The organism is Streptomyces sp. NPDC029122, assembly GCF_055569445.1.
In genome coordinates, this window is sequence record NZ_JBVHWK010000029.1 from 39842 (window position 1) to 66449 (window position 26608).

Consider the following 26608-nt stretch of genomic DNA (forward strand, 5'->3'; position numbering starts at 1 on the left):
ATCAGAGCGCCTCCAGCACGACGCGGTCCTCGACCGGGGTGTAGCCGAGGCGCTGGTAGACGCCGTTGCTGGTGGGGTTGGCCAGGTCGGTGAAGAGCAGCACCTGTGCGGCGCCGGCCGCGTACGCGGCGCCGCTCGCGGCGTGCGTGACCCCGGCGGCGTAGCCGCGGCCCCGCGCGGCGGGCGGGGTGTAGACCGGCCCGATCCGCGAGGCGCCGGCGAGGGGGCGGGAGAAGCCGGCCACCGACACCGGGACGCCCCCGTGCTCCCAGAGGAGGCAGCCGCCGTAGGAGATCCGGTCGCGCAGGGCGGCCTCGGAGGGGGTGCCCGGCTCGTCGCACTCCAGGTGGAACGCCGTGAGCCACTCCACCAGCAGCGGCAGGTCCGCCTTGGCGGCGGGCCGGCCGCGGCCCTCGGGGACCGGGTCCGGGGCGCGGAGCCCGTCCAGCCGGTACAGCCGCAGCTCCTCGGTGACGCGGGCCGGCGCTCCCCACACCCCGGCCAGCACCGACGCGTCGGACCGGCGGGCGTTCAGGGCCCGGGCACCGCGGAGCAGCGGCTCCGACGCGAAGACGGAGCCCAGCTCCCGGACCGCCTCCACGGGCAGCGCCCCGAGCAGCAGCGGGAAGGGCGGGGTGCACAGCAGGGCCCCGGCGACGGTTCCGTCCGCCCCGGTCCACCAGCCGAAGACGGGGTCGGCGGAGCCGAAGGCGTGCGGGCCCCGCCGCACCAGGGCATCGGTGACGGTCAGCAGGCTGGTGTTGACGACGGGCTGCGCGGCGACGGCCGGGCGCGCTGCGGCCAGATAGGCCGCCAGATCAGTGCTGAAGGTCCATGTCATGCCCCATCGTGGCGGGCCGGGGGAGCCGGCCGCACCGGGATTTCCGGCGCAGCAGGCCGGGGGCCGGTGGGCGCGCGCTCCCCCGCGTGGGGGAGACGCTCCCCCCGCACGGGGGAGGAGCGGGGCCCGGGCCGCTGGGATCTTGGGAACACGAGCAGCCGCCGGCCGGCGGCAGCCGCGGGACGAGGAGGAACCATGAGCGGGACGCACCCCATCCAGGCGGAGTACGGCCGGGTCACCGGACCCGCGCGGCTACGGACGCACGAAGCGGGCGCCCGTGTCGCGCAGCCGGGCGTGGAGTTCGGCGAAGACCGCCGCGGCGCGGTCGCCGGGCCAGTCCGCCGGGAGCAGCTCCCGCGGCAGCCCGGGGTCGGCGTAGGGCAGTCGCCGCCAGGAGTCCAGGGCGGCCAGGTAGGCCCGGTAGGCGGCCTCGGGAGTGGGCTCGGGGCCCGTCTGGAGGGCCCGCAGGACCGGTTCGTGCCGGTCGAGGAACTCCTCGTGCTGCTTGGCCAGGGCCGTCAGGTCCCACCAGCGGCCCACCGCCTCGGCGGTCGGGGCGAAACCGAGATGCGGGCCGCGGAAGAGTTCCACGTACCCGGTCAGGTGCAGCCGCTCGAGGGTGTGCCCCGTCTCCTCGGCCAGCTGGGCGGGTGCGATCCACACGCCCGGGGCCACCGCCCCGAAGCCCAGCCGGGCCAGGCGCGAACGCAGCAGGTGCCGCTTGTGCCGCTCCTGCTCCGGGACGGAGAAGACGGCGACCAGCCACTCCTGGGACACCGGCACGGCTCCGTAGATCCGCCGGTCCCCGTCCTCCAGCAGCAGCCGGGCCTCCTCGGAGAGCTCGTATCCGGCCGAGCCGTCCGCGGCCTTCGCGGGCACCAGGAAGCCGCGCCGCTTCAGCCGGGACACCGAGGAGCGGACGGAGGGCGCGTCGACCCCCGCCGCGCCCAGCAGGCGGACCAGCGCCGATACCGGGACGGCCCCTTCGAAGGACCGCCCGTAGGCTCCGTAGAACGTGACGATCAAAGATCGCGGAGTGTGCTGCTCGACCACGGGTTCACTCTAGATCGCGCAGCCGGAACCGCTGAAGTTTGCCGGTCGGGGTCCGCGGCAGCGCGGGCAGGAAGACGAAGGAGCGCGGGCACTTGTGCGGGGCGAGCTCCCCCTTCATGAAGGTCCGCAGGGCTTCCTCCGTCAGCACCGCGCCGTCGCGCGGCACGGTGTAGGCCACCACGACCTGCCCGCGCCGCTCGTCCGGACGGCCGACGACCGCCGCCTCCGCGATGTCCGGATGGCGCAGCAGGGCCTCTTCCACCTCGGGGCCCGCGATGTTGTAACCCGAGGAGATGATCATGTCGTCGGCGCGGGCCACGTAGCGGAAGTAGCCGTCGGGGTCCCGGACGTAGGTGTCGCCGGTCAGGTTCCAGCCGTCCCGGACGTACTCGCCCTGGCGGGGGTCGGCGAGATAGCGGCAGCCGACCGGTCCGCGCACCGCCAGCAGCCCAGGCTCGTTGTCCGCCACGGGCCGCCCGGACGGGTCCACCACCCGGGCCTCCCACCCGGGGACCACCCGGCCGGTGGTACCGGGGCGGATGTCCTCGTCGGCGGCGGAGATGAAGATGTGCAGCAGTTCGGTGGCGCCGATGCCGTTGATGATCCGCAGCCCGGTGCGCTCGTACCAGGCCTGCCAGGTCGCGGCGGGCAGGTTCTCGCCGGCCGAGACGCAGCGGCGCAGCGCGGACAGGTCGTAGGCGCCCGTGTCGTAGGGCCCCAGGGTGTCCAGCATCGACCGGTACGCGGTGGGCGCGGTGAACAGCACCGTGACCCGGTGCTCGGCGAGCGCGGGCAGCAGCGTCCGGGGCGTGGCCCGCTCCAGCAGCAGCGCGCAGGCGCCGGCGCGCAGCGGGAAGACGACCAGCCCGCCGAGGCCGAAGGTGAACCCGAGCGGCGGACTGCCCGCGAACACGTCGTCGGGGCGGGGCCGCAGGACGTTGCGGGAGAAGGTGTCGGCGACGGCGAGGAGGTCGCGGTGGAAGTGCATGCAGCCCTTGGGGCGCCCGGTGGTCCCGGAGGTGAAGGCGATCAGCGCGACATCGTCGGCGGAGGTGTCGACGGCGGGGAAGGGCGCGGTGTGCGCCTCGGCGAGCCGCAGCAGGTCGTCCGCGCCCGCGCCGCCGTACGGGGTGATCCGCAGTCCGGGTACCTCGGCCCGGGCGAGGTCGTCGAGGGCGCTCACATGGCACAGGGCGTGCCGCACCTCGGCCATGGAGCACACCGTGGCCAGTTCCTGGGCGCGCTGCTGGGCCAGGACGGTGACGGCCACCGCGCCCGCCTTCATCACGGCCAGCCAGCAGGCCGCGAGCCAGGGACCGGTGGGGCCGCGCAGCAGGACCCGGTTGCCGGGGACGACGCCGAGGTCGATGGTGAGGACGTGGGCGAGGGCGTCGACGCGCTCACGGAGCTCCCCGTACGACCACACCCCGCCGGCGCCGTCGCGGAAGGCGGGCCGGTCCGGCCCGAAGCGCTCGACGGTGGCGTCGAGCAGTTCGGCGCCGCAGTTCAGCCGGTCCGGGTAGGCCAGTTCGGGCAGCTCGAACAGGAGCCGCGGCCAGGCGTGGGCGGGCGGCAGGTGGTCGCGGGCAAAGGTGTCGGCGTGAGCGGATGGCTTGAGCTCCAAGGCGGTTACGCCCCCTTGCGACGTCCGGATTTTTGGGGTGGAGCCGGCCGTGCGAATGCCTTCCGAGCGTATCGTGACGGTGACGGCAGTCAACAGGACGCGATAAGAGTGTCGACAGGACTTGGGGGCATGCGGATGGCCGGCTTCGCGCTCGCGGCGGAACAAGAGGAATGGTGCGGCCGGTTGCGCGCCCTGGCGCGCGAGCGGCTCCGGCCGCTCGCCGAGAAGGGCGAGCCCGGACGGGTGAACCGGCCCCTGCTGGCCGAGCTGGGGGAATTGGGCCTGCTGGACCGGGTCTTCGGCTCGGGGGCGCTGGAGCTGTGCCTGCTGCGGGAGTCCCTCGCCTACGGGTGCACGGAGGCGGAAACGGCCCTGGCCCTCCAGGGGCTCGGGGCCCACCCGGTGCTCCGGTCGGGCAGCACGGCCCAGCGGGAGCGGTGGCTGCCGGGGGTCCGGGCGGGACGGCACGTGGCGGCCTTCGCGCTGAGCGAGCCCGGCGCCGGCTCCGACGCCGCGGCCCTCGCCCTGACGGCGGCCCCGGACGGGCCGGGCTGGCGGCTGACGGGGGCCAAATGCTGGATCTCCAACGCCCCCGAGGCCGACTTCTACACCGTCTTCGCCCGTACGGGCGAAGCCCCCGGAGCCAAGGGCATCACGGCCTTCCTGGTCCCCGCCGACCGCCCGGGGCTGACGGGGGAGGCCCTGGAGATGCTCTCCCCGCACCCGATCGGCTCGCTCGCCTTCGACGGCGTACCGGTCGGCCGCGAGGACGTACTCGGCGAGCCCGGGCAGGGGTTCCGCGTCGCGATGGAGACCCTGAACCTCTTCCGGCCCAGCGTGGGCGCCTTCGCGGTCGGCATGGCGCGGGCCGCGCTCGACGCGACGCTGGCCCACACGGCGGGCCGGACCGCCTTCGGCGGGGTGCTCGCCGACCTCCAGGCGGTCGCGCACCGGGTGGCGGAGATGGCCACCCGCACCGAGGCCGCCCGGCTGCTGGTGTACGCGGCGGCCGGGGCGTACGACAGCGGCTCGCCGGACGTCCCCGGCCGCGCCGCCATGGCCAAGCTCCTCGCGACCGAGACGGCCCAGTACGTGGTGGACCACGCCGTACAGCTGCACGGCGCGGCCGCCCTGCGCCGGGGCCATCTGCTGGAGCACCTCTACCGCGAGGTGCGCGCGCCCAGGATCTACGAGGGGGCGAGCGAGGTGCAGCGCACCATCATCGCCAAGGAGCTCTACCGGGGGGTGGCGGCGCGATGAGCCCCGAGCGCCTCAACCCGCCGGAGCTGTCCCCGGCCACCGGCTTCTCCCACGCCGTGTCGGCCACCGGGTCGCGGATCGTCTTCCTGGCCGGCCAGACCGCGCTGGACGGCTCCGGGAAGGTGGTCGGGCAGACCCTGCCGGAGCAGTTCGAGTGCGCCCTGGCCAATCTGCTGACCGCCCTCGCGGCGGCCGGCGGCGCCCCGTCCGACCTGGCCCGGGTGACGGTGTACGCCGTGGACGTGGAGGCGTACCGCGCGCACGCCGCCGAACTGGGCCGCGTCTGGCGCCGCCTCGCGGGCCGCGACTACCCGGCGATGGCGGTGGTCGGGGTGGTCCGCCTCTGGGACACCGAGGCCCAGCTGGAACTGGACGGGATCGCGGTGCTCCCCTGAGCGCGCCGCCCGCGTGCGGCCGGGGCGCCCGCCGGCCCCGCCGCCGGCGTGCGGCCGGGGTCAGGAGCGGCCGGTGACGTGGCCGCCGTCCACACGCAGCGCGTGGCCGGTGACGAACTCGGCTCCCGCCAGGTACAGCACCGCCTCGGAGATCTCGGAGACCTCGCCGATCCGGTTCATCAGGGCGAGCCCGCCGAAGGAGTCCACCTCGGTTCCGGTGTGCAGCGGCGTGCGGATCACCCCCGGCGCCACGAGGTTGACGCGGATGCCGTCCGCCGCCAGCTCGGCGGCCAGGCTCGTGGTCAGCGCGTGCACACCGGCCTTGCTGACGATCGGGGCGGAGGCGGGGAAGCCGGCGATCGCGTGGTCCACCAGCACGGTGCCGATGTTGACGATGCTGCCGCCCCGGCCCTGGGCGCGCAGGGCCCGCACCACGGCCTGGGTGGTGAGGTAGGTGCCCTTGAGGTTGCCGGTGAGGAAGCCGTCGAGCTGCTCCTCGGTGACCTCGGTGAAGGGCGTCGAGGCGAAGGTGCCGGCGTTGTTGACCAGCACGTCGATGCGGCCGAAGCGCTCCAGCGCGGTGCGCACGAGCAGCTCGCCGGTCTCCTTCGCCGCGATGTCACCCGCCGCCCACGCGGTGCGCTCGGGCTGTCCCAGTCCGGCCGCGGCCTTGGCGAGGCGGTCGCGGTCGCGGCCGCCCAGGACCACGTTGGCCCCGTCGGCGAGGAAGGCCCGGGCGATGTCCAGGCCGATGCCGCTGGAGGATCCGGTGATCAGGGCGGTGCGGCGGGTCGTGGTGTCGGTCATGTCCGTGGGTGCCTTTCGGTCGGCTCGGTGGAGACACCAGAAACGTATGAGCCGTCAACCGATAACACCACGACGGAAATTGGAGCATGGGATAATCCAGCGTTATGGATGTGGATCTGCGGGACCTGGAACTCCTCGACGCCACCGCCGAGACGGGCTCGCTGACCGCGGCCGCCGAGCGGCTCTACGTCAGCCAGCCCGCCCTGAGTCAGCGGCTGACCCGGCTGGAGGACCGGCTCGGGACGCGGCTCTTCGACCGGCGGGGCCGCCGCCTGGTGCCCAACGCGGCCGGCCGCCGGATGCTCGTCACCGCCCGCCGCGTCCTGGGCGAGCTGGAGTCGGCCACCCGCGACCTGCGGGACATCCGCGACGGCCGCGAACGGCGGGTGCGCTTCGCCGCCCAGTGCAGCACCACCTTCCCCTGGCTGCCGCCCGTACTGCGCGCCTTCCGGGAACGGGAGCCGGACATCGAGGTGCGGATCGGGACCGTTCCCGACGACGCCCCGATCCCGGCCCTGCTCGAGGACGAGATCGACGTGGCGCTCATCACCAAGCCGGACGCGCGGATGGACCGGGTGACCCTGACCCGGCTCTTCGAGGACGAGATGGTGGCGGTGGTGCCCGACGGCCACCCCTGGGCGGCGCTCCCGCACCTGACCGCCCGTGACTTCGACGGCGCCGACCTCGTCCTCTACGACGTCTACGACCAGAGGCGCATCCCGGCCGAGCCGCTGCCGATCCCCGCCGGGGCCCGGCCCGGCCGGGTCACCACCATGCCGGTGGTGACCGATCTGGTGGTCGAGATGGTGGCGGGCGGCCAGGGGGCGGCGGTGCTGCCGAACTGGGTGGCCGCCCCGTACGCGTCCTCGCACGGCCTGGCCCTGGTCCGGATCGGCGAACGGCCGATGACCCGGACCTGGTTCTGCGCCACCCGGCCGGGTCCCCACCCGCCGCACCTGGAGAGCTTCCTGGAGGAGCTCATGACCCGTCTCAGGGCTCCCGGGCGATGACCGGCGGTCGGCAGGCACGGCGGGGAGGGCCGGCGCCCGTCCGGCAGGGCGGCCGGCGGGGCGCACGCGGATGACCGGCGGGCGGCCGGCAAGGCCGTCCGTGCGGGCTCAGCGGGCGTCCAGCAGGGTGCCCGTCCATTCCTCGATGCCCGCCACCGTGCGCGGCAGGGTCGCCCGGCATCAGGCGGGCGCCGTCGGCCGAGATGACCAGGTCGTCCTCGATGCGCACCCCGAAGCCGCGCAGCCCGGCCGGAAGCGTCTCGCCGTCCGGCTGGAGGTAGAGCCCGGGTTCCACCGTGAGGACCTGGCCCTCCTCCAGCACCCCGTCGAGGTACGTCTCGGCCCGCGCCTTCGGATGTCGGCCGTGTAGAGGGTGTCGGTCTCCACGCCCGCTTCCGGCAGCAGGAGTTCGTCGCGGTTCAGCCGGCCGTCGTTGCGGATCCAGTGCAGTACGCGCGCGTGGGCGCCCGACGCGGCGATGGTGTCGTAGCCCGTGCCGTTGCCCTCGGTCCGGCCGCGCAGGCCGAAGAGAAGAGCGCGGAGAGCCGGGCGCGGCGGGCGGGGTGACGGCGTACGAGGCCGTGCGCGCGGTGTCGGCCGGCGGTGTGGCCACCCAGTCCTCCGCCATGAAGCGGGGCAACTCGGCTGATACCGGCAGGTCGTGGCTGCCGGTGTTCAGGCGGGAGGAGGCGTCGGTCGCGGGGGGCTCCCTCAAGAAGTACTGAACTGGTGTACGCCTAGGTCTTGCCAGTGCAATTTCACATTACTATGTTACAGCTCACACCGCGGCACGTTAATCCCCGTCAAACGCCGTGTGACGCAGGGCAGTTCGCACCTTTCCCCCACCTCCCAAACAGGAGTCATCGGTGTTCCAGCACAGAGCTGTGCGTACGTCTCTCCTCTCCGCCGCCGTGGCGGTCACCCTCCTCGCCACCGCCGGCCAGGCCTCGGTCCAGGCCGCCGCCCCGGCCGCCCCGGCCGCCCCGGCCACCACCTTCTCCGCCGGCGCGCGGGGTGCGACCACCGCGGCGCCCAACCCCTTCGACGAGGTCGACCGGCTGGCCGACGCCAAGCCGCTCACCCCGGCGCCCGCCCCGGCCCCCGGAGGCAAGGCCGTCACCGACGGCCGGGTCCCGGGCGCCGCCCCGGCCGTGGAGGCCCCGGGTTCCACCGCGAGCGCCGAACGCGCGGAGAAGAGCCGTGAGTCCGCCCTGACCGCGCCGACGGCGAAGAGCGTCGCCGCGGGCGTCCCCTGCACCCTCGACGGGATCAAGAACCTCACCCCGGAGCAGTTCGCCGACTTCCTCGCCGACCAGGCCGTCACCGCCGACGGCTGTCTGCGCGGGCTGATCTGGACCTGGGACGCCCGTCTGGCGCCCGTCATGTCCGACGCCCACGTTCAGGCCGTCGCCCGCCGCATATCCAGCCTGGCCGCCGCCCACGACGGCCGTAACTCCTCGCACCTGGAGGAGATGTTCACCTACCTGCACGCCGTCGCCTACCACGACTTCTCCCGTGACGAGATCGACGTCACCGACGCCCCCACCGTCGCCGCGATCCGCCAGGCCATCGACGCCTTCGGCAACGCCGCTCGGACCTTCGACGTCACCCCCTCCAACGCCCGCACCCTGCGCGAGGCCCTGTACTCCGCCGGCCCGGGCCTGCGCCACCACCAGCTCGGCCTCATCAAGAAGGTCCTGGCCACCATGGACCCGGCGCACCCGGCCACCCACCTCGACGCCGGCTGGGCGGGCGCCGTCCTCGCCGCCCTCTCCACCAACTACCTGGGCGTCTACCCGGGCAACCAGGACACGGCCTTCCACGCGGCGGTCGCGGGGGACGCCCCGTACCGCGCGGCCTTCAAGGCCTTCGCCGGCTACACCCACCTGAAGGGCACCGGCAACGCCTGGGTGGCGCGCGACGCCCTCAGCGAGTACGCCCGCTTCGGCCAGGTCGAGGGTCTGCGGGACCAGGTCGTCGCCGACCTCGGCACCATGCTGGAGCCCGCCAAGTCCGGCTTCGGAACCGAGGTCTGGGCGAAGATCGTCTCCTGGCTCAACTTCTACGAGGCCTGCAAGCCGTACGGGGTGTGCAAGGAGGACATCGAGAAGCAGATCTTCCCGTACACCTACACCTACGACAACGGCGCCATCAAGGTCCGCACCGGCCTCGACAAGAACACCGTCGACCAGCTCTACTACGCGAGCAAGCAGGTCAAGACCCAGTTCCACCGCGTGCTCGGCACGGACCAGCCGCTCGCCGGCGACCCGAACAGCACCCTCAACATCGTGCTCTACGGCTCCCGTGCCGACTACGAGAACTACCACCCGATCCTGACGGGCTACGACACCAACAACGGCGGCATCTACATCGAGAACGGCGGCACCTTCTACACCTACCAGCGCCGCGTCCCGCAGGACTCCTCCCTCACCCTCGAAGAGCTCTTCCGCCACGAGTACACGCACTACCTCAACGGCCGCTTCGCCGTCCCCGGCTTCTTCGGCCAGGGCCCCTGGTACGAGGGTGACCGCACCACCGCCATGGACGAGGGCACCGCCGAGTTCTTCGACGGCGCCACCCGCGACAACGGCATCGCCGTCCGCAAGTCCCTGGTCAAGAGCATCATCAACGACACCGCCGGCGGCGGCCCCCGCATGACCGTCGAGCAGCTGCTGAACGCCACCTACGACGGCGACGGCTTCCGCTTCTACAGCTACGCGGGCACCTTCTTCGAGTTCCTGTGGACCGAGAAGCCCTCGCTGCTGCGCGAGATGTACCGCCACCTGCGGGCCAACGACGTCGCCGGCTACGACGCGTGGCGCCACCGCCTGGGGGCGGACACCTACCTCCAGCGCGACTACGACCGCTTCCTGGACGCCCAGATCGCCAAGGTGGACCAGCTCTTCGTGCCGAACACCACCTTCACGCCGAACGAGCGGCTGCGCGACGCGGCGCTCGCCTCGGTGAAGTCCTCCTTCGCGGCCGCCACCTACAACACCCCGGACTGCGTGGAGAACGGCGACCCCGGCAAGCGCCGCTTCACCTGCACGGGCCGGATCACCGCGAACCTGAAGAACTGGCGCAGCGACGACCAGAACTTCAAGGACATGTCCGAGACGGTCGACTACTTCATCCTCGACCGGGCGGGGGCGGCCTCCAACAACCTGGCCGACATGAACTGTTCCTTCGGTCCGCTGGAGATCTGGAGCAACAAGACGGCGGCCACCTCCTCCTACAGCTGCGAAGGCCCGCTCCGCAGCTGACACCCACGTCCGGCCGGCCCCGCACCTGACGGGGGGCGGGGCCGGCCGGGCCCACCCTAGGCACCTTCAAAAGAATGTGACATATTACTGACCATGGACGTCGTGATCATTGGCGCCGGCGTCGTCGGAGCCGCGTGCGCGTACTACGCGAGCCGCTCCGGTCTGTCCGTGGCGGTGGTGGACCGGGGGCCCGTCGCCGGCGGCACCACCGGCGCGGGGGAGGGCAACCTGCTCGTCTCCGACAAGGAGCCGGGCCCCGAGCTCGGCCTCGCCCTCCTCTCGACGGAGCTCTGGCGCGACCTCCGCGCCGAACTTCCCCGAGCGGTCGAGTACGAACCCAAGGGCGGCCTGGTGGTCGCCCCCGACCCGGCGACCCTCAAGGCCCTGCGCGACTTCGCCGAAGGCCAGCGCGCCGCGGGGGTCATCGCCGCCGAGGTGGGACCGGACGCCCTGCACGACCTGGAGCCCCACCTCGCCCCGGGCCTGGCGGGCGGCTTCCACTACCCCCAGGACGCCCAGGTCCAGCCCGCCCTGGCGGCGGCCCACCTCCTGGCCGCCTCGGGCGCCACCCTGTACCTGGGCGAAGAGGTCACCGAACTCCTGCTGGAGTCCGGGACGGTCCAGGGGGTGCGCACCTCCCGGCGCACCCTCAGGGCGCCGGCCGTGGTCAACGCGGCGGGCACCTGGGCCGGTGCCATCGCCTCCCTGGCCGGCACGGCCCTCCCCGTCCTCCCCCGCCGGGGCTTCGTACTGGTCACCGAACCCCTGCCCCGCGTGGTCCGCCACAAGGTCTACGCGGCCGACTACATCGCCGACGTGGCCAGCGACTCGGCGGCCCTCCAGTCCTCGGCCGTGGTGGAGGGCACCCCGTCGGGCCCGGTCCTCATCGGTGCCACCCGCGAACGCGTCGGCTTCGACCGCACCCTTTCCGCCGAGGCCCTGCGCCGGCTGGCCTCCCAAGCGGCAGCCCTGTTCCCGGTACTCGCGGACGTCAAGGTGATCCGTACCTACCACGGCTTCCGCCCCTACCTCCCGGACCACCTCCCGGCCATCGGCCCCGACCCCCGGGTGCCGGGGCTCCTCCACGCCTGCGGCCACGAGGGCGCGGGCATCGGCCTGGCCCCGGCCACGGGCGCCCTGATAGCCGCCGCCCTCACCGGCACCGAACCCCGCCTCCCCATCGCCCCCTTCCGCCCGGACCGCTTCCCGCGGCCGCCGGAGCCGCCGGGGACGGGGTGGGACGCCGTCCGGGACTGACACGGCACGAACCCGGCGCGCCGCCGCCCGGTCGTGGCGGTATCCCGACCGGGCGGCGAACATCGAAGCCCGCCCCGTAGGACACCCCGCCCCGGCCCCGCAGCCCCGCCCCACCCCGCCCGGCCAGGGCGACCGCACCGCCCCCCGGCCCCGCCCCACCCCGCCCGGCCAGGGCGACCGCACCCCCGAGGAGACCCTGATGCGCAGCCCCCGCGAGCTGGTGGGCGGCAGCCCGGCGGCCGCCCACCCGATCAGCTTCGACGGCCGCGAACTCCCGGCCCAGGAGGGCCAGTCCATCGCCGCCGTCCTGTGGTCCGCCGGGATCCTCGCGTGGCGCACCACCCGTGAGGGCGGCGCTCCCCGCGGGGCCTTCTGCGGGATCGGCGCCTGCTACGACTGCCTCGTCACCGTCAACGGCCGCCCCAACCAGCGGGCCTGCCTCGTCCCCGCCCGCCCCGGAGACACCGTCACCACCCAGGAGGGCACCGGCCATGCCGACCTCGCCGTCTGACCGCGCCACCCCCGCCGGCGCGGGCGCAGCCGCCGACCTGGCCGACCTCGCCGTCATCGGCGCCGGCCCCGCCGGCCTGGCCGCCGCCGTCACCGCGGCCCGCCTCGGCCTGCGCGTCGTCCTCCTCGACGCCGCCGACCGCCCCGGCGGCCAGTACTACCGCCACCCCGCCCCCGCCCTCGGCGCCACCCGCCCCCAGGCCCTGCACCACGGCTGGCGGGCCTTCGCCACCCGCGAAGCCGCCCTGCGCGCCCACGAGGCGGCGGGCCGCGTCACCTATCTCCCCGGGCACCACGTCTGGACGGTGGTCCCCGCACCCGCCGGCACCTGGGCCCTGCACGCGGTGGCCGGCCACGGCCCCGACGAGGCGCCCGCGACCCGCCGCGCCCGCCACGTCCTCCTCGCCACCGGCGCCTACGAACGGCAGCTGCCCTTCCCCGGCTGGACGCTGCCCGGGGTCGTCGGCGCCGGCGGAGCGCAGGCCATGCTCAAGAACAACCTCGTCCTGCCCGGCCGCCGCGTCGTCGTCGCCGGCTCGGGCCCCCTCCTCCTCGCCGTGGCCGGCTCCCTCGCCGCCGCCGGAGCGGGCGTGCCGGCCGTCGTCGAGGCCGCCTCCTACACCGCGTACGCCCCCCGGACGCCCGCCCTCCTGCGCAACCCCGCCAAACTCGCCGAAGGCGCCACGTACGGCGGCGCCCTGCTGCGCCACGGCATCCGCCTGCTGACCCGGCACGCCGTCACCGAGGCGCACGGCGCCGGCCGGGTCGAGGCGGTCACCGTGACCCGGCTCGACGAGGACTGGCGCCCGCTGCCCGGCACCGCCCGCCGGATCCCCTGCGACGCCCTCGCGGTGGGACACGGCCTGGTTCCGCAGCTGGAGCTGGCCACCGGACTCGGCTGCGCCACCCGCCGCTGCCCCGACGGCACGGCCGCCCTGGAACTGGACGCGGCGCAGCGCACGTCCGTTCCCGGCGTCTGGTCGGCGGGGGAGACCGGGGGCATCGGCGGCGCCGAACTGGCGCTCGCCGAAGGGGAGATCGCCGCCCACGCGATCGCCGGACGGCCCGTCCCGGCCGCCCTGGTCCGCCGTCGCGCCCGGCTGCGCGCCTTCGCCGACGCCATGGCCGCCGCCCACCGCCCCGGCTCCGGCTGGACCGGCTGGCTGCGCGAGGAGACCGATGTGTGCCGCTGCGAGGAGGTCCCGGCGGGCCGGATCCGCGAGGCCGCCCGGGACCTGGGCGCGCGGGACGCCCGTACGGTCAAACTGCTCACCCGGGCCGGAATGGGCTGGTGCCAGGGCCGGATGTGCGGTCCGGCCGTGGCCGCCCTGGCGGGGGAGGCCGCCGTACCGGACCGGCGCCCGCTGTCCTGCCCGGTTCCGCTGCGCCACCTGGCCGGCCTGGAGCGGACGGCCCCGCGGAACGGCTCCCCCTCGAACGGTTCCCCCTCGGACGGTCCTTCCCCGGGCGGGCCCCCTTCGGGCGGCCAACTTCCCGCCCCCGGCCGCTGATCGGTCCCCCCGGACCCTTGTGGCCACCTCACACCCGCTAGTAAAATGTCACACACCACACTAGGGAGCCCCCTCATGAACCACGCGCCCACCCCCGCGCCCCGCCCCGACACCCGCACCCGCCCCTGGCACGGCATCATGGTCGCCACCGCCCTGCCCCTGCGCGCCGACCTCACCGTCGACTACGACGCCTACGCCGAACACGTCGCCTGGCTCATCGCCAACGGCTGCGACGGCGTCGTCCCCAACGGCTCCCTCGGCGAGTACCAGACCCTCACCGACGAGGAGCGCGCCCGCGTCGTCCGTACCGCCGTCGAGGCCGCCGGCGACGGAGCCCGCGTCATGCCCGGCGTGGCCGCGTACGGCAGCGCCGAAGCCCGCCGCTGGGCCGACCAGGCCGCCGAGGCCGGAGCGGGCTCCGTCCTGCTCCTGCCCCCCAACGCCTTCCGCGCCGACGAGGAGACCGTACGCGCCCACTACGCGGAGGTCGCCCGCTCGGGCCTGCCGGTGGTCGCCTACAACAACCCGTACGACACCAAGGTGGACCTGACACCCTCCCTCCTCGCCCGCCTCCACGCCGACGGCAGCATCGTCGCGGTCAAGGAGTTCAGCGGCGACGTCCGCCGGGCCTACGAGATCGCCGAACTCGCCCCCGGCCTCGACCTGCTCATCGGCGCCGACGACGTCCTGCTGGAACTGGCCCTCGCGGGCGCCGTCGGCTGGATCGCCGGCTACCCCAACGCCCTTCCGCAGTCCTGCGCCACCCTGTACCGGGCCGCCGTCGCCGGCGACCTCGCCACCGCCCTGCCGCTCTACAAGTCCCTGCACTCCCTGCTCCGCTGGGACTCCAAGACCGAGTTCGTCCAGGCCATCAAGCTCTCCATGGACCTCGCCGGACGCCCCGGCGGCGCCACCCGGCCGCCCCGCTTCCCCCTCACCGGGGAGACCGAGGCCGCCGTGCGCGCCGCCACCGAGAAGGCCCTGGCCGAAGGACTCAACTAGGTCCCCCGGGAGGGGACGACGGAGGGAACCGGAATGCGCACGCGCCACATCTACCACGCGGTGGACTCCCACACCGAGGGCATGCCCACCCGGGTGATCACCGGGGGAGTCGGGGTGATCCCCGGCGCCACCATGGCCGACAAGCGGCTCCACTTCATGGAGCACATGGACCACGTCCGTACCCTGCTCATGTACGAGCCGCGCGGCCACGCGGCGATGAGCGGCGCCCTCCTCCAGCCCCCCACCCGGCCCGACGCCGACTTCGGCGTGCTCTACATCGAGGTGTCGGGTCTGCTGCCCATGTGCGGGCACGGCACGATCGGGGTGGCGACGGTCCTGGTCGAGACCGGCATGGTCCCGGCCGTCGAGCCGGTCACCACGGTCCGGCTCGACACCCCGGCCGGACTGGTGAGCGTCGACGTACGCGTCGAGGACGGAGCGGCCACCGCCGTCACCTTCACCAACGTCCCCTCCTTCTGCGTGGGCCTGGATCTGAAGGCCGAGGTCCCCGGCTTCGGTACGGTCACCTACGACCTCGCCTACGGCGGCAACTTCTACGCCTTCGTCGAACTCGACGCCCTCGGGCTCCCCTTCGACCGGGCCCGCAAGGACGACCTGATCGCGGCGGGGCTCGCGGTCATGGACGCGGTCAACGCCGGCCCCGACCGCCCCGTCCACCCCGAGAACCCCTCCATCGCCGGGGTCAAGCACGTCTACCTCGCCGCTCCCGGCTCCGACGCCCGCCGCTCCCGGCACGCCATGGCCATCCACCCCGGCTGGTTCGACCGCTCGCCCTGCGGTACGGGGACCAGCGCGCGCATGGCCCAGCTGCACGCCCGGGGGCTGCTGCCGCTCGGCACGGACTTCGTCAACGAGTCGTTCATCGGCACCGAGTTCACGGGCCGGCTCGTCGGCGAGAGCACGGTCGGCGGACACCCGGCCGTGGTCCCCACCGTCACCGGCCGGGCCTGGATCACCGGCACCGCCCAGTACTTCCTCGACCCGACCGACCCCTTCCCCGGAGGGTTCCTGCTGTGACCGCCGTCCGCACCACCGACTACCACACGGCGGGGGAGCCCTTCCGCATCGTCGACACCGCCCCCGACGGGATGCCCCCCGTCCCGGGGGACACCGTCGCCGAGCGCTGCGCCACGGCCATCGGCCCCGGCGGCTCCGGGACCGCGCCGCGCCGGGGCCCGCTGGACGACGTACGGAGGATGCTCGTACAGGAACCGCGCGGGCACGCCGGGATGTACGGCGGGTTCGTCGTGCCCCCGGACGACGACGGGGCCCACCTCGGGGTGCTCTTCTGGCACAAGGACGGCTACTCCACCGCCTGCGGCCACGGCACCATGGCGCTCGGCGCCTGGGCCGTGGACACCGGGCGGGTCGCGGCCCCCGACGACGGGGACGCCCAGGTGCGCATCGACGTACCCTCGGGCCGGGTCACCGCCACCGTCCACCGGGCGCAGGGCCGCACCACCGGGGTCACCTTCCGCAACGTCCCGGCCCGGGTCGCCGCCCGCAAGGTCCCGGTCGCCACCACCCTCGGCATCGCGGAGGTGGACATCGCGCACGCCGGGGCCTGCTACGCCTCCGTTGCCGCACGCGACCTCGGCCTGGAGGTCACCCGGGCCGCGCTGCCGTCCCTGGTGCGCGCCGGGCGGGAGATCCGCGCCGCGCTGGCCACCCACCCCGCGACCTGGCACCCGGGCGGGCCGCTGCTGTCGGGCGTGTACGGGGTGATCCTCCACGAGGAGCTGCCCGACACCCCCTTCGGGCCGCACCAGCGCAACGTCACCGTCTTCGCCGACGGGCAGACCGACCGCTCGCCCTGCGGCTCCGGCACCTCCGCCCGGCTCGCGCTGCTGGCGGAGGACGGCCGGCTCGGGGCGGGGGAGGACCTGCTGCACGAGTCGGTGACCGGCACCGTCTTCACCGGGCGGTTCCTGGGGGACGGGGTCACCGAGGTGACCGGTACGGCCTACCGCACCGGCGAGCACCTCTTCACCGTCGACCCGTACGACGCCCTCGGCGCGGGCTTCCTGCTGTGACGCTCCCGCCCGTCCCGCCCGGGGGCCCCGGAGCCGCGCTCCCGCAGTTCGGCGCCGGGGAGATGGCCCGCCTGCTCACCCCGGCGGCCGCCGCCGACGCCCTGGCCGGCGCCCTGCGCGCCGGTCTGGATCCGGAGGCCTGCCCGCGACGCACCGGCGTCCCCGTCCCGGCGGGGGAGCTGCTGCTGATGCCGGCGGCCACGGGCGCGTACGCCGGGGTGAAGATCGCCGGGGTGGCGCCCGGCAACCCGGCAAGGGGACTGCCCCGGATCACCGGCAGCTACCTCCTCCTGGACGGCCCGACCCTGTGCCCGCTGGCCCTGCTCGACGGCGCGGCCCTGACCGCCCTGCGCACCCCGGCGGTGTCCGCGCTCGCCCTGCGCCATCTGGCCCCGGAGGGCCGGCCGCTGCGGCTGCTGCTCTTCGGCTCCGGCCCGCAGGCGTACGGCCACCTCGAAGCGGTGCTCGCCGTCCGGGAGCTGGCCGGGGCGGTGGTCGTCGCCCGGGGTGCGGAGGGCGCCGCCCGGCTGGCCGCGCACGCCCGGTCCCTCGGGGTTGCGGCCCGCACCGGCACGGGCACCGCCGAGGAGGTGGCCGGCGCCGATCTGATCCTGTGCTGCACGACCGCCCGGGAGCCGCTGTTCGACGGGCGGCTGGTCGCCCCGGGAGCGGTGGTCGTCGCCGTCGGCTCGCACGAGCCGGACGCCCGGGAGACGGACACCGCCCTCGTGCGACGCGCGGCGGTGTACGTGGAGTCGCGGGCGGCCGCGCTGCGCGAGGCGGGGGACCTGCTGGTGCCGGAGGCCGAGGGGGCGATCGGGCCCGGTCATATCAGCGGCACCCTCGCCGACCTGGTGAGGGGCCGCGATCCGCTGGCGGGGCGGCCGAGTTGTCCCCAGCTCTTCAAGAGCGTGGGCATGGCCTGGGAGGATCTGGCGGTGGCGGTGGCGATCTACCGGGCGGCGACCGGGGTCAGCAGCGAAACGTGACATTGTACGCTGTTCCCCTGCCCGTCGCTGGTGTGCGGGGTCTCGGAGGAAGAGCAATGGGTGACCTGAAGCAGCACAGTCTCATCAAGGCGCAGGAGCGGCTGCGCGACCAGGTCGGCCATGCCCTCCGGGCCGCCCTGATAGCGGGCGAACTGCGCCCCGGCAGCGTCTACTCGGCGCCCGGCCTGGCCGCCGAGCTCGGCGTCTCCGCCACTCCGGTCCGCGAGGCCATGCTCGACCTGGCCCGTGAGGGACTGGTGGAGCCGGTCCGCAACAAGGGCTTCCGGATCACCGAGGTCAGCGAGCGCGACCTTGACCAGTACACCGAACTGCGCACGATGATCGAGGTCCCGACCATCGGCAAGATCACCAAGATCGCCACGGTCGAGCAGCTGGAGGCCCTGCGCCCCGTCGCCGAGGAGATCGTCAGCAGCGCCCGCGAGCACAACCTCATCGGCTACCTGGAGGCCGACCGCCGCTTCCACCTCGGCCTGCTCGCCCTCGCGGGCAACGAGCGCCTGGTCGAGACAGTCGGCGACCTGCGCAAGCGCTCCCGGCTGTACGGCCTCACGGGCCTGGACGAGGCCGGCAAGCTGGTCTCCTCCGCCGAGGAGCACATCGAGCTGCTCGACCTGATGCTCTCCGGCGACGCGGAGGCCGCCGAGGCCTGCATGCAGCGCCACCTCGGCCATGTCCGCTCGCTCTGGGCCCAGGGCCGGGACGAACCCGTGGGCCGCACTCCGGGCGTGCTCGGCTCGGGCGTCTGACCCGGGGCCGGCCCGGCGTCTGACCCGGCGTCCGGTCCGGCATCCGGCATCCGGCGTCCGCCCCGGCAGCCGGCCCCGCGTCACTCGGGGCTGAATCACGTACGGCCTCAGGGCCCGGACCGTCGGTCCGGGCCCAACTCGCGTGCGCCCGAAGGGTTTTGGACACGGCTGGATAACGGCGACGGCAACCCCTTGTCAGTGCAATTTCACATTACTATGTTACCGGTCACACCCTAAAGCGCGGCCCTTCCCTGGAGTGACCCATGACCAAGCGCACCCAGCTCACCCTCGCCACCGCCCTGGTGGCGACGCTCGTACTCGGCGCCTCGGGCTGCTCCGGCACCAAGAAGGGCCCCGCGGCCGGCGGCGCGTCCAACCCGGCCACCGCCAACGAGGGGAAGGTCCTCGGCGGCACCCCGGTCAAGGGCGGCACCCTCACCGTCCTGTCCAACCAGGACTTCTCCCACCTCGACCCCGCCCGCAACTGGGTGATGCCGACCATCGACTTCGGGACCCGGCTGCTCTACCGCACGCTCGTCACCTTCAAGGCCGAGCCCGGCACGGCGGGCAGCGAACTGGTCCCCGACCTCGCCACCGACCTCGGCACCCCCTCCAACGGGGGCAGGACCTGGACCTTCACCCTCAAGGAAGGCGTCAAGTACGAGGACGGCAGCCCCATCAAGGCCCAGGACATCAAGTACAACGTCGAACGCTCCTTCGCCCCCGACCTCACCGGCGGCCCCGACTACGCGGCCCAGTACCTCGCCGGCGCCGAGGGCTACAAGGGCCCCCTCCAGGGCCAGCACCTCGACTCCGTGAAGACCCCCGACGACCGGACCATCGTGTTCGAACTCAAGCGCCCGGTCGCCGAGTTCTCCGCCACCGCCACCCTGCCGACCTTCGCGCCCGTCCCGCAGGCCCAGGAGAAGGGCACCCAGTACGACGCCCGCCCCTTCTCCTCCGGCCCCTACAAGATCGAGACGTACGACCGCGACAAGAAGCTCGTGCTCGTCCGCAACGAGCACTGGGACCCGAAGACCGACACGGTCCGCAAGGCCTACCCCGACAAGTTCGTGGTGGTCATGGGGCTCAAGGGCGGCCAGATCGACGACCGGATCATCGCCGGCGAGGGCGCCGACGCCTCCGCCGTCCAGTACTCCGACATGCGCCCCGAAAGCGCTCCCAAGGTGCTGCCCAAGCCGGACGTCAAGGCGCGCCTGCTCGCCGAGTCCCAGGGCTGTACGGAGATGCTCCACCTGAACAACTCCCGCGCCCCCTTCAACGATCCCAAGGTCCGCGAGGCCATGCAGTACGCGATCGACAAGGAGGCCGTCATCACCGCGGGCGGCGGCCCCGCCCTCAACGAGATCGCCACCGCCTACCTGCCCCCGGCCCTGTCCGGCGGCAAGCAGGCCGACACCCTCAAGATCGCCCCGTCCGGCGACCCCGCCAAGGCGAAGGAACTCCTCAAGGCCGCCGGCAAGGAGAGCCTGAAGGTCTCCCTGGCCGTCTCCACCGGCGACAAGGGCAAGGCCGAGGCCATCCAGCAGGGCCTGTCCCGCGCCGGCGTCGAGGTCGTCATCGACACCGTCGACCCGGGCGCCTACTACGACGTCATCGGCGACCTCTCCACCACGCCCGACATGACGCTCACCGGCTGGTGCCCCGACTACCCCTCCGGCTCCACCTGGATCCCCTTCGTCTTCGACGGACGCACCATCAAGGACAAGGGCAACCAGGGCAACTACAGCCAGTTCCGCGACGAGGCCGTCATGAAGCGGATCGACGAGATCAACGCCATGGCCGACGCCAAGCAGGCCAACCAGGCCTGGATCGACCTCGACGCGGAGATCATGAAGAAGTCCCCGTCCATCCCCGTCCTGCTGGAGCGCAAGCCGCTGCTCGTCGGCCCCAACATCGCCGGCGCCCACGGCCACCCCGTGTGGACCGGCACCATCGACTACGCGACCGTCGGCCTCAAGGACCCCTCGAAGAGCCAGGGCTGAGACGGCGAGGGACCCACAGCGCCATGACCACCACCGCACCGGCGTCCGGAGCCCCGGCCCCAGACGCCCCACCGCCCGGAGCACCGGCCAAGGACCTCCCGCCGGGCAGCAGCCCCTGGCAGCTCGCCCGGCGGGAACTGGGCCGCCGCCCCGCCGTCCGCGTCAGCGCCGGCGTCGTACTCCTCTTCGTCCTGATGGCCGTCACCGCCCCCTGGCTGGGAGCGCTCGGCGGCTGGTCCCCCGACGAGTTCGACAAGAGCGCCGTCGACCCCTACCTCGGCGGCCTCCCACTCGGCCCCCTGGGCGGCATCAGCCCCGAGCACTGGCTCGGCGTCGAACCCGTCACCGGACGCGACCTGTTCGCCCGCGTCGTCCACGGCGCCCAGGTCTCCCTGCTCATCGCCTTCGCGGCCACCGCCATCGTCGTCCTCGCCGGGACCGCCGCCGGCATCGCGGCCGGCTACTTCGGCGGCCGCACCGACGCCGTCCTGTCCCGGCTGATGGACCTCACCATGTCCTTCCCCTCGCTGATCTTCATGATCGCGATGCTGTCGGTGGCCAAGGACGTCAACCGCATCGTCCTGATGACCGCCGTCATCGGGCTCTTCGGCTGGCCCGGAGTCGCCCGCGTCGTCCGGGGGCAGACCCTCTCCCTCAAACACCGCGAGTACGTCGACGCCGCCCGCGTCGGCGGCGCGAGCGCCTGGCGCATCCTGACCCGCGACATCCTCCCGGGCGTCGCCGCCCCGGTCATCGCCTACACCACCCTGCTCATCCCCGGCATGATCAGCACCGAGGCCGCGCTCAGCTACCTCGGCGTCGGGGTCCGCCCGCCCACCCCGTCCTGGGGCCAGATGATCGCCGAGTCCGTGGCCTTCTACGAGACCGACCCGATGTACTTCGTCATCCCGAGCGTCTTCCTCTTCCTCGCGGTCCTCGCCTTCACCCTCCTCGGCGACGCCCTGCGCGACGTCCTCGACCCGAGGGGCGGCCGCAGTTGATCCTCTACCTCCTGCGCCGCCTCGTCGCCCTGGCCGGCGTGCTCCTCGCCATCGCGGCCGTCACCTTCCTCATCTTCTACGTCCTGCCCTCCGACCCGGCCGCCGCCGCCTGCGGCAAGACATGCAGCGCCGAACGACTGGCCGACGTACGCGCCCACCTGGGCCTCGACCAGCCCCTGTGGCGGCAGTTCGCCGACTTCCTCACCGGCATCTTCACCGGCCGCACCCTCGGCTCCGGCCAGTACGCCGTCCAGTGCGACTTCCCCTGCCTGGGCTACTCGTACGAGAACTCCCTGCCGGTCTGGGACCTGCTGATGGACCGGCTCCCCGTCTCCGCCTCCCTCGCCGTCGGCGCCGCCGCCCTCTGGCTCCTGCTGGGCCTCGGCGCCGGCGTGACCGCCGCCCTGCGCAAGGACACCGCCACCGACAAGGCCCTGATGGTCGGCGCCGTCGCCGCCGCCTCCCTGCCCGTCTACTTCACCTCCGTCATGCTCATCTACGGGGTCATCCGCACCGCCGGACTGCTGCCCTACCCCAGCTACCAGCCCTTCACCGACGACCCCCTCGGCTGGGCCGCGAACCTGCTGCTGCCCTGGACCGCGCTCGCCCTGCTCTACGCCGCCATGTACGCCCGCCAGAGCCGCGGCTCGATGATCGAGGCGATGGCCGAGCCGTACATCCGCACCGCCCGCGCCAAGGGCATGCCCGAGCGCACCGTCGTCGTCAAGCACGGGCTGCGCTCCGGCATGACCCCGATCCTCACCATCTTCGGCATGGACCTCGGCGGCCTGCTCGCCGGAGCCGTCATCACCGAGTCCATCTTCGGACTCCCCGGCGTCGGCAGGCTCTTCTACGGAGCCCTCGTCAGCTCCGACCAGCCCGTGGTCCTCGGCGTCACCCTGCTCGCCGCCTTCTTCATCGTCGTCGCGAACCTCGCCGTCGACCTCCTGTACGCCGTCATCGACCCGAGGGTGAGGTACTGATGACCACCCCGCTGCTCGAAGTACGCGACCTGTGCGTCACGTTCACCACCCCGCGCGGCACCGTACGCGCAGTCGACTCGCTCGGCTTCACGGTCGAGGCGGGCCGCACCCTCGGCATCGTCGGAGAATCCGGATCGGGGAAGTCCGTCACCTCCCTCGCCGTCATGGGCCTGCACCGCACCGGCGCCGAGGTCAGCGGCTCCGTCACCCTCGCCGGGCAGGAGCTCACCGGCCTGCCCGAGAAGGAACTGGCCAAGGTGCGCGGCCGCAGGATGGCCATGATCTTCCAGGACCCGCTGTCCAGCCTGCACCCCTACTACACCGTCGGCGAGCAGATCGCCGAGCACTTCCGCGTGCACTTCAAGGCCGGACGGGCCGCCGCCCGCAAACGCGCCGTCGACATGCTCGGCGAGGTGGGAATCCCCGAACCGGCCCGCCGGGCGGGGGAGTACCCGCACCAGTTCTCCGGCGGCATGCGCCAGCGCGCGATGATCGCCATGGCCCTCGCCTGCGAACCCGACCTGCTCATCGCCGACGAACCCACCACCGCCCTCGACGTCACCGTCCAGGCGCAGATCCTCGAACTGATCGCCCGCCTCCAGGAGGAACGCGGCCTCGGCGTCGTGATGATCACCCACGACCTGGGGGTGGTCGCCCGCGTCGCCCACGAGGTGCTGGTCATGTACGGCGGCCGGGCCGCCGAACAGGCACCCGCGGACGCCCTGTTCGCCGACCCCGCCCACCCCTACACCAGGGGCCTGCTCGACTCCCTGCCCCGCCTCGACAGCGCCGACGACGTCCCGCTGCCCTCCATCCCCGGCTCCCCGCCGTCCCTGCTGAACCCCGCCCCGGGCTGCGCCTTCGCCCCGCGCTGCCCCCGGGCCGCCTCCGGCCCGCAGCGGGAGCGGGAGCGCTGCGCGGACGAGCTGCCCGAACTGCGCCCGTACGGGTCCCCGGCCCGGACGGCCGCCTGCCACTTCGCGGGCCCCGCCCCCGTCCCCACCCCGGAGGTGTCCCGATGACCGCCCCGGCCACCCGCCAGGACCGGGCCGCACGGCCGGACGACCCGGCCCGGCCCCTGCTCTCCGTACGCGACCTGACCATGACCTTCCCCGGCAAGCGCTCGCTGACCGGGCGCCGGGCGGCACCCGTACGGGCCGTCGACGGGATCTCCTTCGACCTGGAGGCCGGCCGCACCCTCGGCCTCGTCGGCGAGTCCGGCTGCGGCAAGTCCACCACCGGCCGGATGCTGGTGCGGCTGCTGGAACCCACCTCCGGCAGCGTCACCTTCGACGGCCGGGACATCAGCCACCTCTCCCAGGGCGCGCTGAGGCCGCTGCGCCGGAACATCCAGATGGTCTTCCAGGACCCCCACTCCTCCCTCAACCCCCGCCAGACCGTGGCCCGGATCATCTCCGACCCCCTGATGGTGCAGGGCTGGAGCGCGGCGGACGCCCGCCGCCGGGCCGCCGAGCTGATGGAGCTGACCGGGCTGATCCCCGAGCACATCGACCGCTACCCGCACGAGTTCTCCGGCGGCCAGGCCCAGCGCATCGGCATCGCCCGCTCGCTCGCCACCAGCCCCCGGCTGGTCATCGCCGACGAACCGGTCTCCGCGCTCGACGTCTCCGTCCAGGCGCAGATCGTCAACCTGATGGAGCGGCTGCGCGCCGAACTCGGCCTGGCCTACGTGTTCATCGCGCACGACCTGTCGGTCGTCAAGAGGGTCAGCGACCGGGTGGCGGTCATGTACCTCGGCCGGATCGTCGAGATCGGGGACAAGAAGTCCCTCTACGAGAACCCGCAGCACCCCTACACCCGGGCGCTGCTGTCCGCCGTACCGCTGCCCGACCCGGCGGCGGAGCGGCGGCGTGAGCGGATCGTGCTGCTCGGCGACCCGCCGAGCCCGGCCGCCCCGCCCCCGGGCTGCACCTTCCATCCGCGCTGCCCCCTGGCGCAGGAGATCTGCCGCACCGAGCGGCCGTCGCTGCGGCTCGTCGCCTCGCGCGAGGTGGCGTGCCACCTCGCGTAGGCGGCGGACCCGGGTGACCGACGGGACCACGGGAGGGGGAGGGGCCCCGGAGACGACGAAGTCTCCGGGGCCCCGCGCCGTTCGCGCCGCTCAGGCGGCCGGACCCAGCTCGCGGCGGAAGAACTCCAGCTCCAGCGCCATGATCTTCTCCCGAGCGCCGCCCGGGGTCATGTGCGTGACGCCGGGCAGCGCCAGCAGCTGGTGCGGGCGGCCGGCGTCCGTGAGGGCCCGGGACAGGCGCAGGGTGTGGGAGGGGTGGACGTTGTCGTCGGCCAGGCCCGTGACGAGGAGCAGCGGCCGGACCAGCGCGGGCGCGTCGGGGATCAGGGAGTCACGCTCGTACACCCGCGGGTTCTCCTGCGGGAGTCCGAGGTAACGCTCGGTATACGCGGTGTCGTAGTGCCGGAAGTCGGTCGGCGCGGCCCCGGCGGCCGCCGCGTGGAAGACGTCCGGGCGGCGCAGCACGGCCATGGCCGCCAGGTAGCCGCCGTACGACCAGCCGCGCACCCCGACCCGGCCGAGGTCGAGGTCGCGGTGGCGCTCGCCGAGCGCCCGCAGCGCCGCGACCTGGTCCTCGAGGGTGACCTCGGAGAAGCCCCGGTACATGGCGTGGGTGAAGGCGGGCGAGACGTACGGGGTGCCCCGGTTGTCGACGGTGACCACGGCGAAGCCCTGGTCGGCCCACCACTGGCGGTGCTGCCAGCGGCGCGGCTCGGCGCACACGTCCTGGAAGCCGGGTCCGCCGTAACCGTCCACCAGTACGGGCAGCTTCCGGCCGGGGACGTGGCCGCGGGGCAGCACGAGCGCGGTGGGGACCCCGTGTTCGGTGACCCGCTCCAGGGCCGGTTCCACCCGGTACGGCAGCGGCGCGGACAGATCGGCGGGGCTGGACTCCCGGCCGTCGGGGGTGCGTACGGTGCGCCGGATCCCCTCGGCGCCGGCGCCCGTGAGCAGCAGGGCCCCGGAGGCCGCCGCGGAGACGGAGTGCACCCCGGGACCGTCGGCGAGCGGGGTCAGCGCACCGGTGCCGGGGTCCAGCAGCAGCACCTGCTGCTCGGCGGGGTCGCGCTGCCCGGCCTCGATCAGCAGCAGGCCCTGGTGCAGGCCGGCCACCCGGCGGACCTGTATCCCGTCGCCGGTGAGCGGCTCGCCGTCGACGGCGAGGGCGCGCGCGGCCCCGCCGGGGGTGTCGGTGGCGGTGAGCATCCGGCCGTCGGGCAGCCGGGCCGGGGTACCGGGCACGAGCGGGTCCACCCACTGGGGGTGCGTGGTGCGGGAGAGTTCGGTGGTGCGGCCGGTGGCCGGGTCGGCGCTCAGCAGCAGCACGTTGCGCTGGAGCCGGTCCTGGACGGTCAGCAGGATCTCCGTCCCGGAGTCCCAGTCCGCGTCGGAGACGTACGGGAAGGTTCCGGCGTCCCAGTCGAGCCGGACCCGGCCGCCGTCCGGGCCGAGCACCCACAGCTGCACGTCGGCGTTGGGGCCGCCCGCCTCGGGGTACGCGAAGTCCTCGGCCGGGAGCTCCGGGTGCGCCGGGTCGGTGAAGTGGCGGCGCTGGAGGGCGCTCTCGTCGACGCGGGCGGCGAGCAGGGTGACCCCGTCGGGGGACCACCAGTGGCCCCGGGCGCGCCCGAGTTCCTCGGCGGCGGCGAACTCCGCGACGCCCCAGCGGGCTCCGTCGGCGGGGCTGGTGCGGCCGCCCGGGTGGACGTACAGGGCGTCGTCCGTGACGTACGCGATGCGCGAGCCGTCGGTGTTGGGGCGGGGGTCCAGGGCGGGGCCGGCGGTGGGGACCGGCGAGGGCGTGCCGGTGCCGTCGCAGGTGACCTCGTACAGCTTTCCGTGGAGAGGGAAGACGGCGCGGCGGCCGTCGCCGGTGAGGGCGTACGAGCCGATCCCTGCGGCGACGAGCCGGGTGCGCTCGCGCAGCCGGCGCTCGGCGACGGGGAGCGGGCCGGGTTCGGGGGAGAGCGCGCGCGGGTCGGCGAGCCGGGTTTCGGCACCGGTGGCGGTGTCGAGGATCCAGAGGCTCTCCAGGGGGTCGGTGGGGCCCGTGGAGCGCAGGAACCAGAGGAGGCGGCCGTCGTCGCCGAAGGAGAAGGCCCGGGGGGAGCCGTACGTGAACCGGGCCGTGTCGGCGGAGAGCCTGAGGAAATCATCCATGATTCCCATTCTGGCATGTGCAATGTCACATGGCATAAGCCATTCGAGTGGTGGGCCCCCTTCCCCGGGCTTAGCGTCGACTA

Annotated in this window: 23 protein-coding genes and 1 pseudogene; 18 read left to right on the top strand and 6 right to left on the bottom strand. The window is 74.0% G+C overall.

Annotated features, from left to right (window positions below; translation table 11 throughout):
• Nucleotide 1: 1 nt before the first annotated feature.
• The 3 genes from ACZ4WZ_RS27585 to ACZ4WZ_RS27595 all read right to left on the bottom strand — a co-directional run bounded on the left by ACZ4WZ_RS27585 (nt 2) and on the right by ACZ4WZ_RS27595 (nt 3518).
• Entirely contained in the window at nt 2-841 is an 840-nt protein-coding gene (locus tag ACZ4WZ_RS27585) for a GNAT family N-acetyltransferase (RefSeq protein WP_467894399.1), read from the bottom strand.
• 252 nt (nt 842-1093) lie between these two features.
• Nucleotides 1094-1894 carry a PaaX family transcriptional regulator gene (locus tag ACZ4WZ_RS27590; protein ID WP_467894401.1) on the bottom strand — a complete coding sequence of 267 codons (801 nt, stop codon included), beginning with the start codon at nt 1892-1894 and terminating at the stop codon, nt 1094-1096.
• Between the two features lie 4 nt (nt 1895-1898).
• Nucleotides 1899-3518, bottom strand: a complete 1620-nt coding sequence (locus ACZ4WZ_RS27595; RefSeq protein WP_467894403.1) for an AMP-binding protein — start codon at nt 3516-3518, stop codon at nt 1899-1901.
• Nucleotides 3519-3653: 135 nt separating this feature from the next.
• Here ACZ4WZ_RS27595 and ACZ4WZ_RS27600 point away from each other — a divergent pair, with 135 nt between their 5' ends.
• Both ACZ4WZ_RS27600 and ACZ4WZ_RS27605 read left to right on the top strand, forming a co-directional pair.
• A complete protein-coding gene (locus ACZ4WZ_RS27600; RefSeq protein WP_467894469.1) occupies nt 3654-4778 on the top strand; it encodes an acyl-CoA dehydrogenase family protein in 1125 nt (374 codons plus the stop codon).
• Nucleotides 4775-5173, top strand: a complete 399-nt coding sequence (locus ACZ4WZ_RS27605; protein ID WP_467894405.1) for a RidA family protein — start codon at nt 4775-4777, stop codon at nt 5171-5173. Before ACZ4WZ_RS27600 ends, ACZ4WZ_RS27605 begins: the two co-directional genes overlap by 4 nt.
• A gap of 60 nt (nt 5174-5233) precedes the next feature.
• On the opposite strand, the gene ACZ4WZ_RS27610 is transcribed toward ACZ4WZ_RS27605, so the two are convergent.
• A complete protein-coding gene (locus tag ACZ4WZ_RS27610; RefSeq protein WP_467894407.1) occupies nt 5234-5980 on the bottom strand; it encodes an SDR family NAD(P)-dependent oxidoreductase in 747 nt (248 codons plus the stop codon).
• 104 nt (nt 5981-6084) lie between these two features.
• On the opposite strand from ACZ4WZ_RS27610, the gene ACZ4WZ_RS27615 reads away from it, so the two are divergent.
• The gene (locus ACZ4WZ_RS27615) at nt 6085-6990 is read left to right on the top strand and encodes a LysR family transcriptional regulator (protein ID WP_467894409.1); all 906 of its coding nucleotides are present in this window, start codon (nt 6085-6087) and stop codon (nt 6988-6990) included.
• Nucleotides 6991-7098: 108 nt separating this feature from the next.
• Here ACZ4WZ_RS27615 and ACZ4WZ_RS27620 read toward each other — a convergent pair.
• A pseudogene (locus ACZ4WZ_RS27620) lies at nt 7099-7521 on the bottom strand (M24 family metallopeptidase); the annotation flags it as partial.
• Between the two features lie 32 nt (nt 7522-7553).
• Between ACZ4WZ_RS27620 and ACZ4WZ_RS27625 the strand changes: the two are divergent.
• The 15 genes from ACZ4WZ_RS27625 (at nt 7554) to ACZ4WZ_RS27695 (ending at nt 24365) form a co-directional block, all read left to right on the top strand.
• Complete coding sequence (locus ACZ4WZ_RS27625) at nt 7554-7715, top strand: hypothetical protein (protein ID WP_467894411.1); 162 nt, start codon at nt 7554-7556, stop codon at nt 7713-7715.
• Nucleotides 7716-7856: 141 nt separating this feature from the next.
• Nucleotides 7857-10253 carry a collagenase gene (locus tag ACZ4WZ_RS27630; RefSeq protein ID WP_467894412.1) on the top strand — a complete coding sequence of 799 codons (2397 nt, stop codon included), beginning with the start codon at nt 7857-7859 and terminating at the stop codon, nt 10251-10253.
• Nucleotides 10254-10346: 93 nt separating this feature from the next.
• Complete coding sequence (locus ACZ4WZ_RS27635; protein WP_467894414.1) at nt 10347-11510, top strand: NAD(P)/FAD-dependent oxidoreductase; 1164 nt, start codon at nt 10347-10349, stop codon at nt 11508-11510.
• A 199-nt stretch (nt 11511-11709) separates the two neighbouring features.
• Nucleotides 11710-12021 carry a (2Fe-2S)-binding protein gene (locus ACZ4WZ_RS27640; protein WP_388938466.1) on the top strand — a complete coding sequence of 104 codons (312 nt, stop codon included), beginning with the start codon at nt 11710-11712 and terminating at the stop codon, nt 12019-12021.
• On the top strand, nt 12002-13531 hold the full coding sequence (locus ACZ4WZ_RS27645; RefSeq protein WP_467894415.1) for an FAD-dependent oxidoreductase: 1530 nt from the start codon (nt 12002-12004) through the stop codon (nt 13529-13531). Before ACZ4WZ_RS27640 ends, ACZ4WZ_RS27645 begins: the two co-directional genes overlap by 20 nt.
• 75 nt (nt 13532-13606) lie before the next feature.
• Nucleotides 13607-14533 (top strand): dihydrodipicolinate synthase family protein, encoded by a 927-nt coding sequence (locus tag ACZ4WZ_RS27650; protein WP_467894416.1) that lies wholly within the window; start codon nt 13607-13609, stop codon nt 14531-14533.
• Between the two features lie 33 nt (nt 14534-14566).
• The gene (locus ACZ4WZ_RS27655; protein WP_467894417.1) at nt 14567-15571 is read left to right on the top strand and encodes a proline racemase family protein; all 1005 of its coding nucleotides are present in this window, start codon (nt 14567-14569) and stop codon (nt 15569-15571) included.
• Nucleotides 15568-16587: a proline racemase family protein gene (locus tag ACZ4WZ_RS27660; RefSeq protein WP_467894419.1), complete on the top strand. Its 1020-nt coding sequence runs from the start codon at nt 15568-15570 to the stop codon at nt 16585-16587. Before ACZ4WZ_RS27655 ends, ACZ4WZ_RS27660 begins: the two co-directional genes overlap by 4 nt.
• A gap of 62 nt (nt 16588-16649) precedes the next feature.
• Complete coding sequence (locus ACZ4WZ_RS27665) at nt 16650-17576, top strand: ornithine cyclodeaminase family protein (protein ID WP_467894471.1); 927 nt, start codon at nt 16650-16652, stop codon at nt 17574-17576.
• Between the two features lie 56 nt (nt 17577-17632).
• On the top strand, nt 17633-18343 hold the full coding sequence (locus ACZ4WZ_RS27670; RefSeq protein ID WP_467894421.1) for a GntR family transcriptional regulator: 711 nt from the start codon (nt 17633-17635) through the stop codon (nt 18341-18343).
• Nucleotides 18344-18606: 263 nt separating this feature from the next.
• On the top strand, nt 18607-20349 hold the full coding sequence (locus tag ACZ4WZ_RS27675; RefSeq protein ID WP_467894422.1) for an ABC transporter substrate-binding protein: 1743 nt from the start codon (nt 18607-18609) through the stop codon (nt 20347-20349).
• A gap of 23 nt (nt 20350-20372) precedes the next feature.
• Entirely contained in the window at nt 20373-21350 is a 978-nt protein-coding gene (locus tag ACZ4WZ_RS27680; protein WP_467894423.1) for an ABC transporter permease, read from the top strand.
• Nucleotides 21347-22333, top strand: coding sequence for an ABC transporter permease (locus tag ACZ4WZ_RS27685; protein ID WP_388938483.1), 987 nt, complete (start codon nt 21347-21349; stop codon nt 22331-22333). Before ACZ4WZ_RS27680 ends, ACZ4WZ_RS27685 begins: the two co-directional genes overlap by 4 nt.
• Entirely contained in the window at nt 22333-23355 is a 1023-nt protein-coding gene (locus ACZ4WZ_RS27690; RefSeq protein ID WP_467894425.1) for an ABC transporter ATP-binding protein, read from the top strand. Before ACZ4WZ_RS27685 ends, ACZ4WZ_RS27690 begins: the two co-directional genes overlap by 1 nt.
• On the top strand, nt 23352-24365 hold the full coding sequence (locus ACZ4WZ_RS27695) for an ABC transporter ATP-binding protein (protein WP_467894426.1): 1014 nt from the start codon (nt 23352-23354) through the stop codon (nt 24363-24365). The genes ACZ4WZ_RS27690 and ACZ4WZ_RS27695 overlap by 4 nt, the downstream gene beginning before the upstream one ends.
• 90 nt (nt 24366-24455) lie before the next feature.
• Here the strand turns inward: ACZ4WZ_RS27695 and ACZ4WZ_RS27700 are convergent, their stop codons facing one another.
• On the bottom strand, nt 24456-26525 hold the full coding sequence (locus ACZ4WZ_RS27700; protein WP_467894428.1) for a S9 family peptidase: 2070 nt from the start codon (nt 26523-26525) through the stop codon (nt 24456-24458).
• Between the last annotated feature and the right edge of the window lie 83 nt (nt 26526-26608).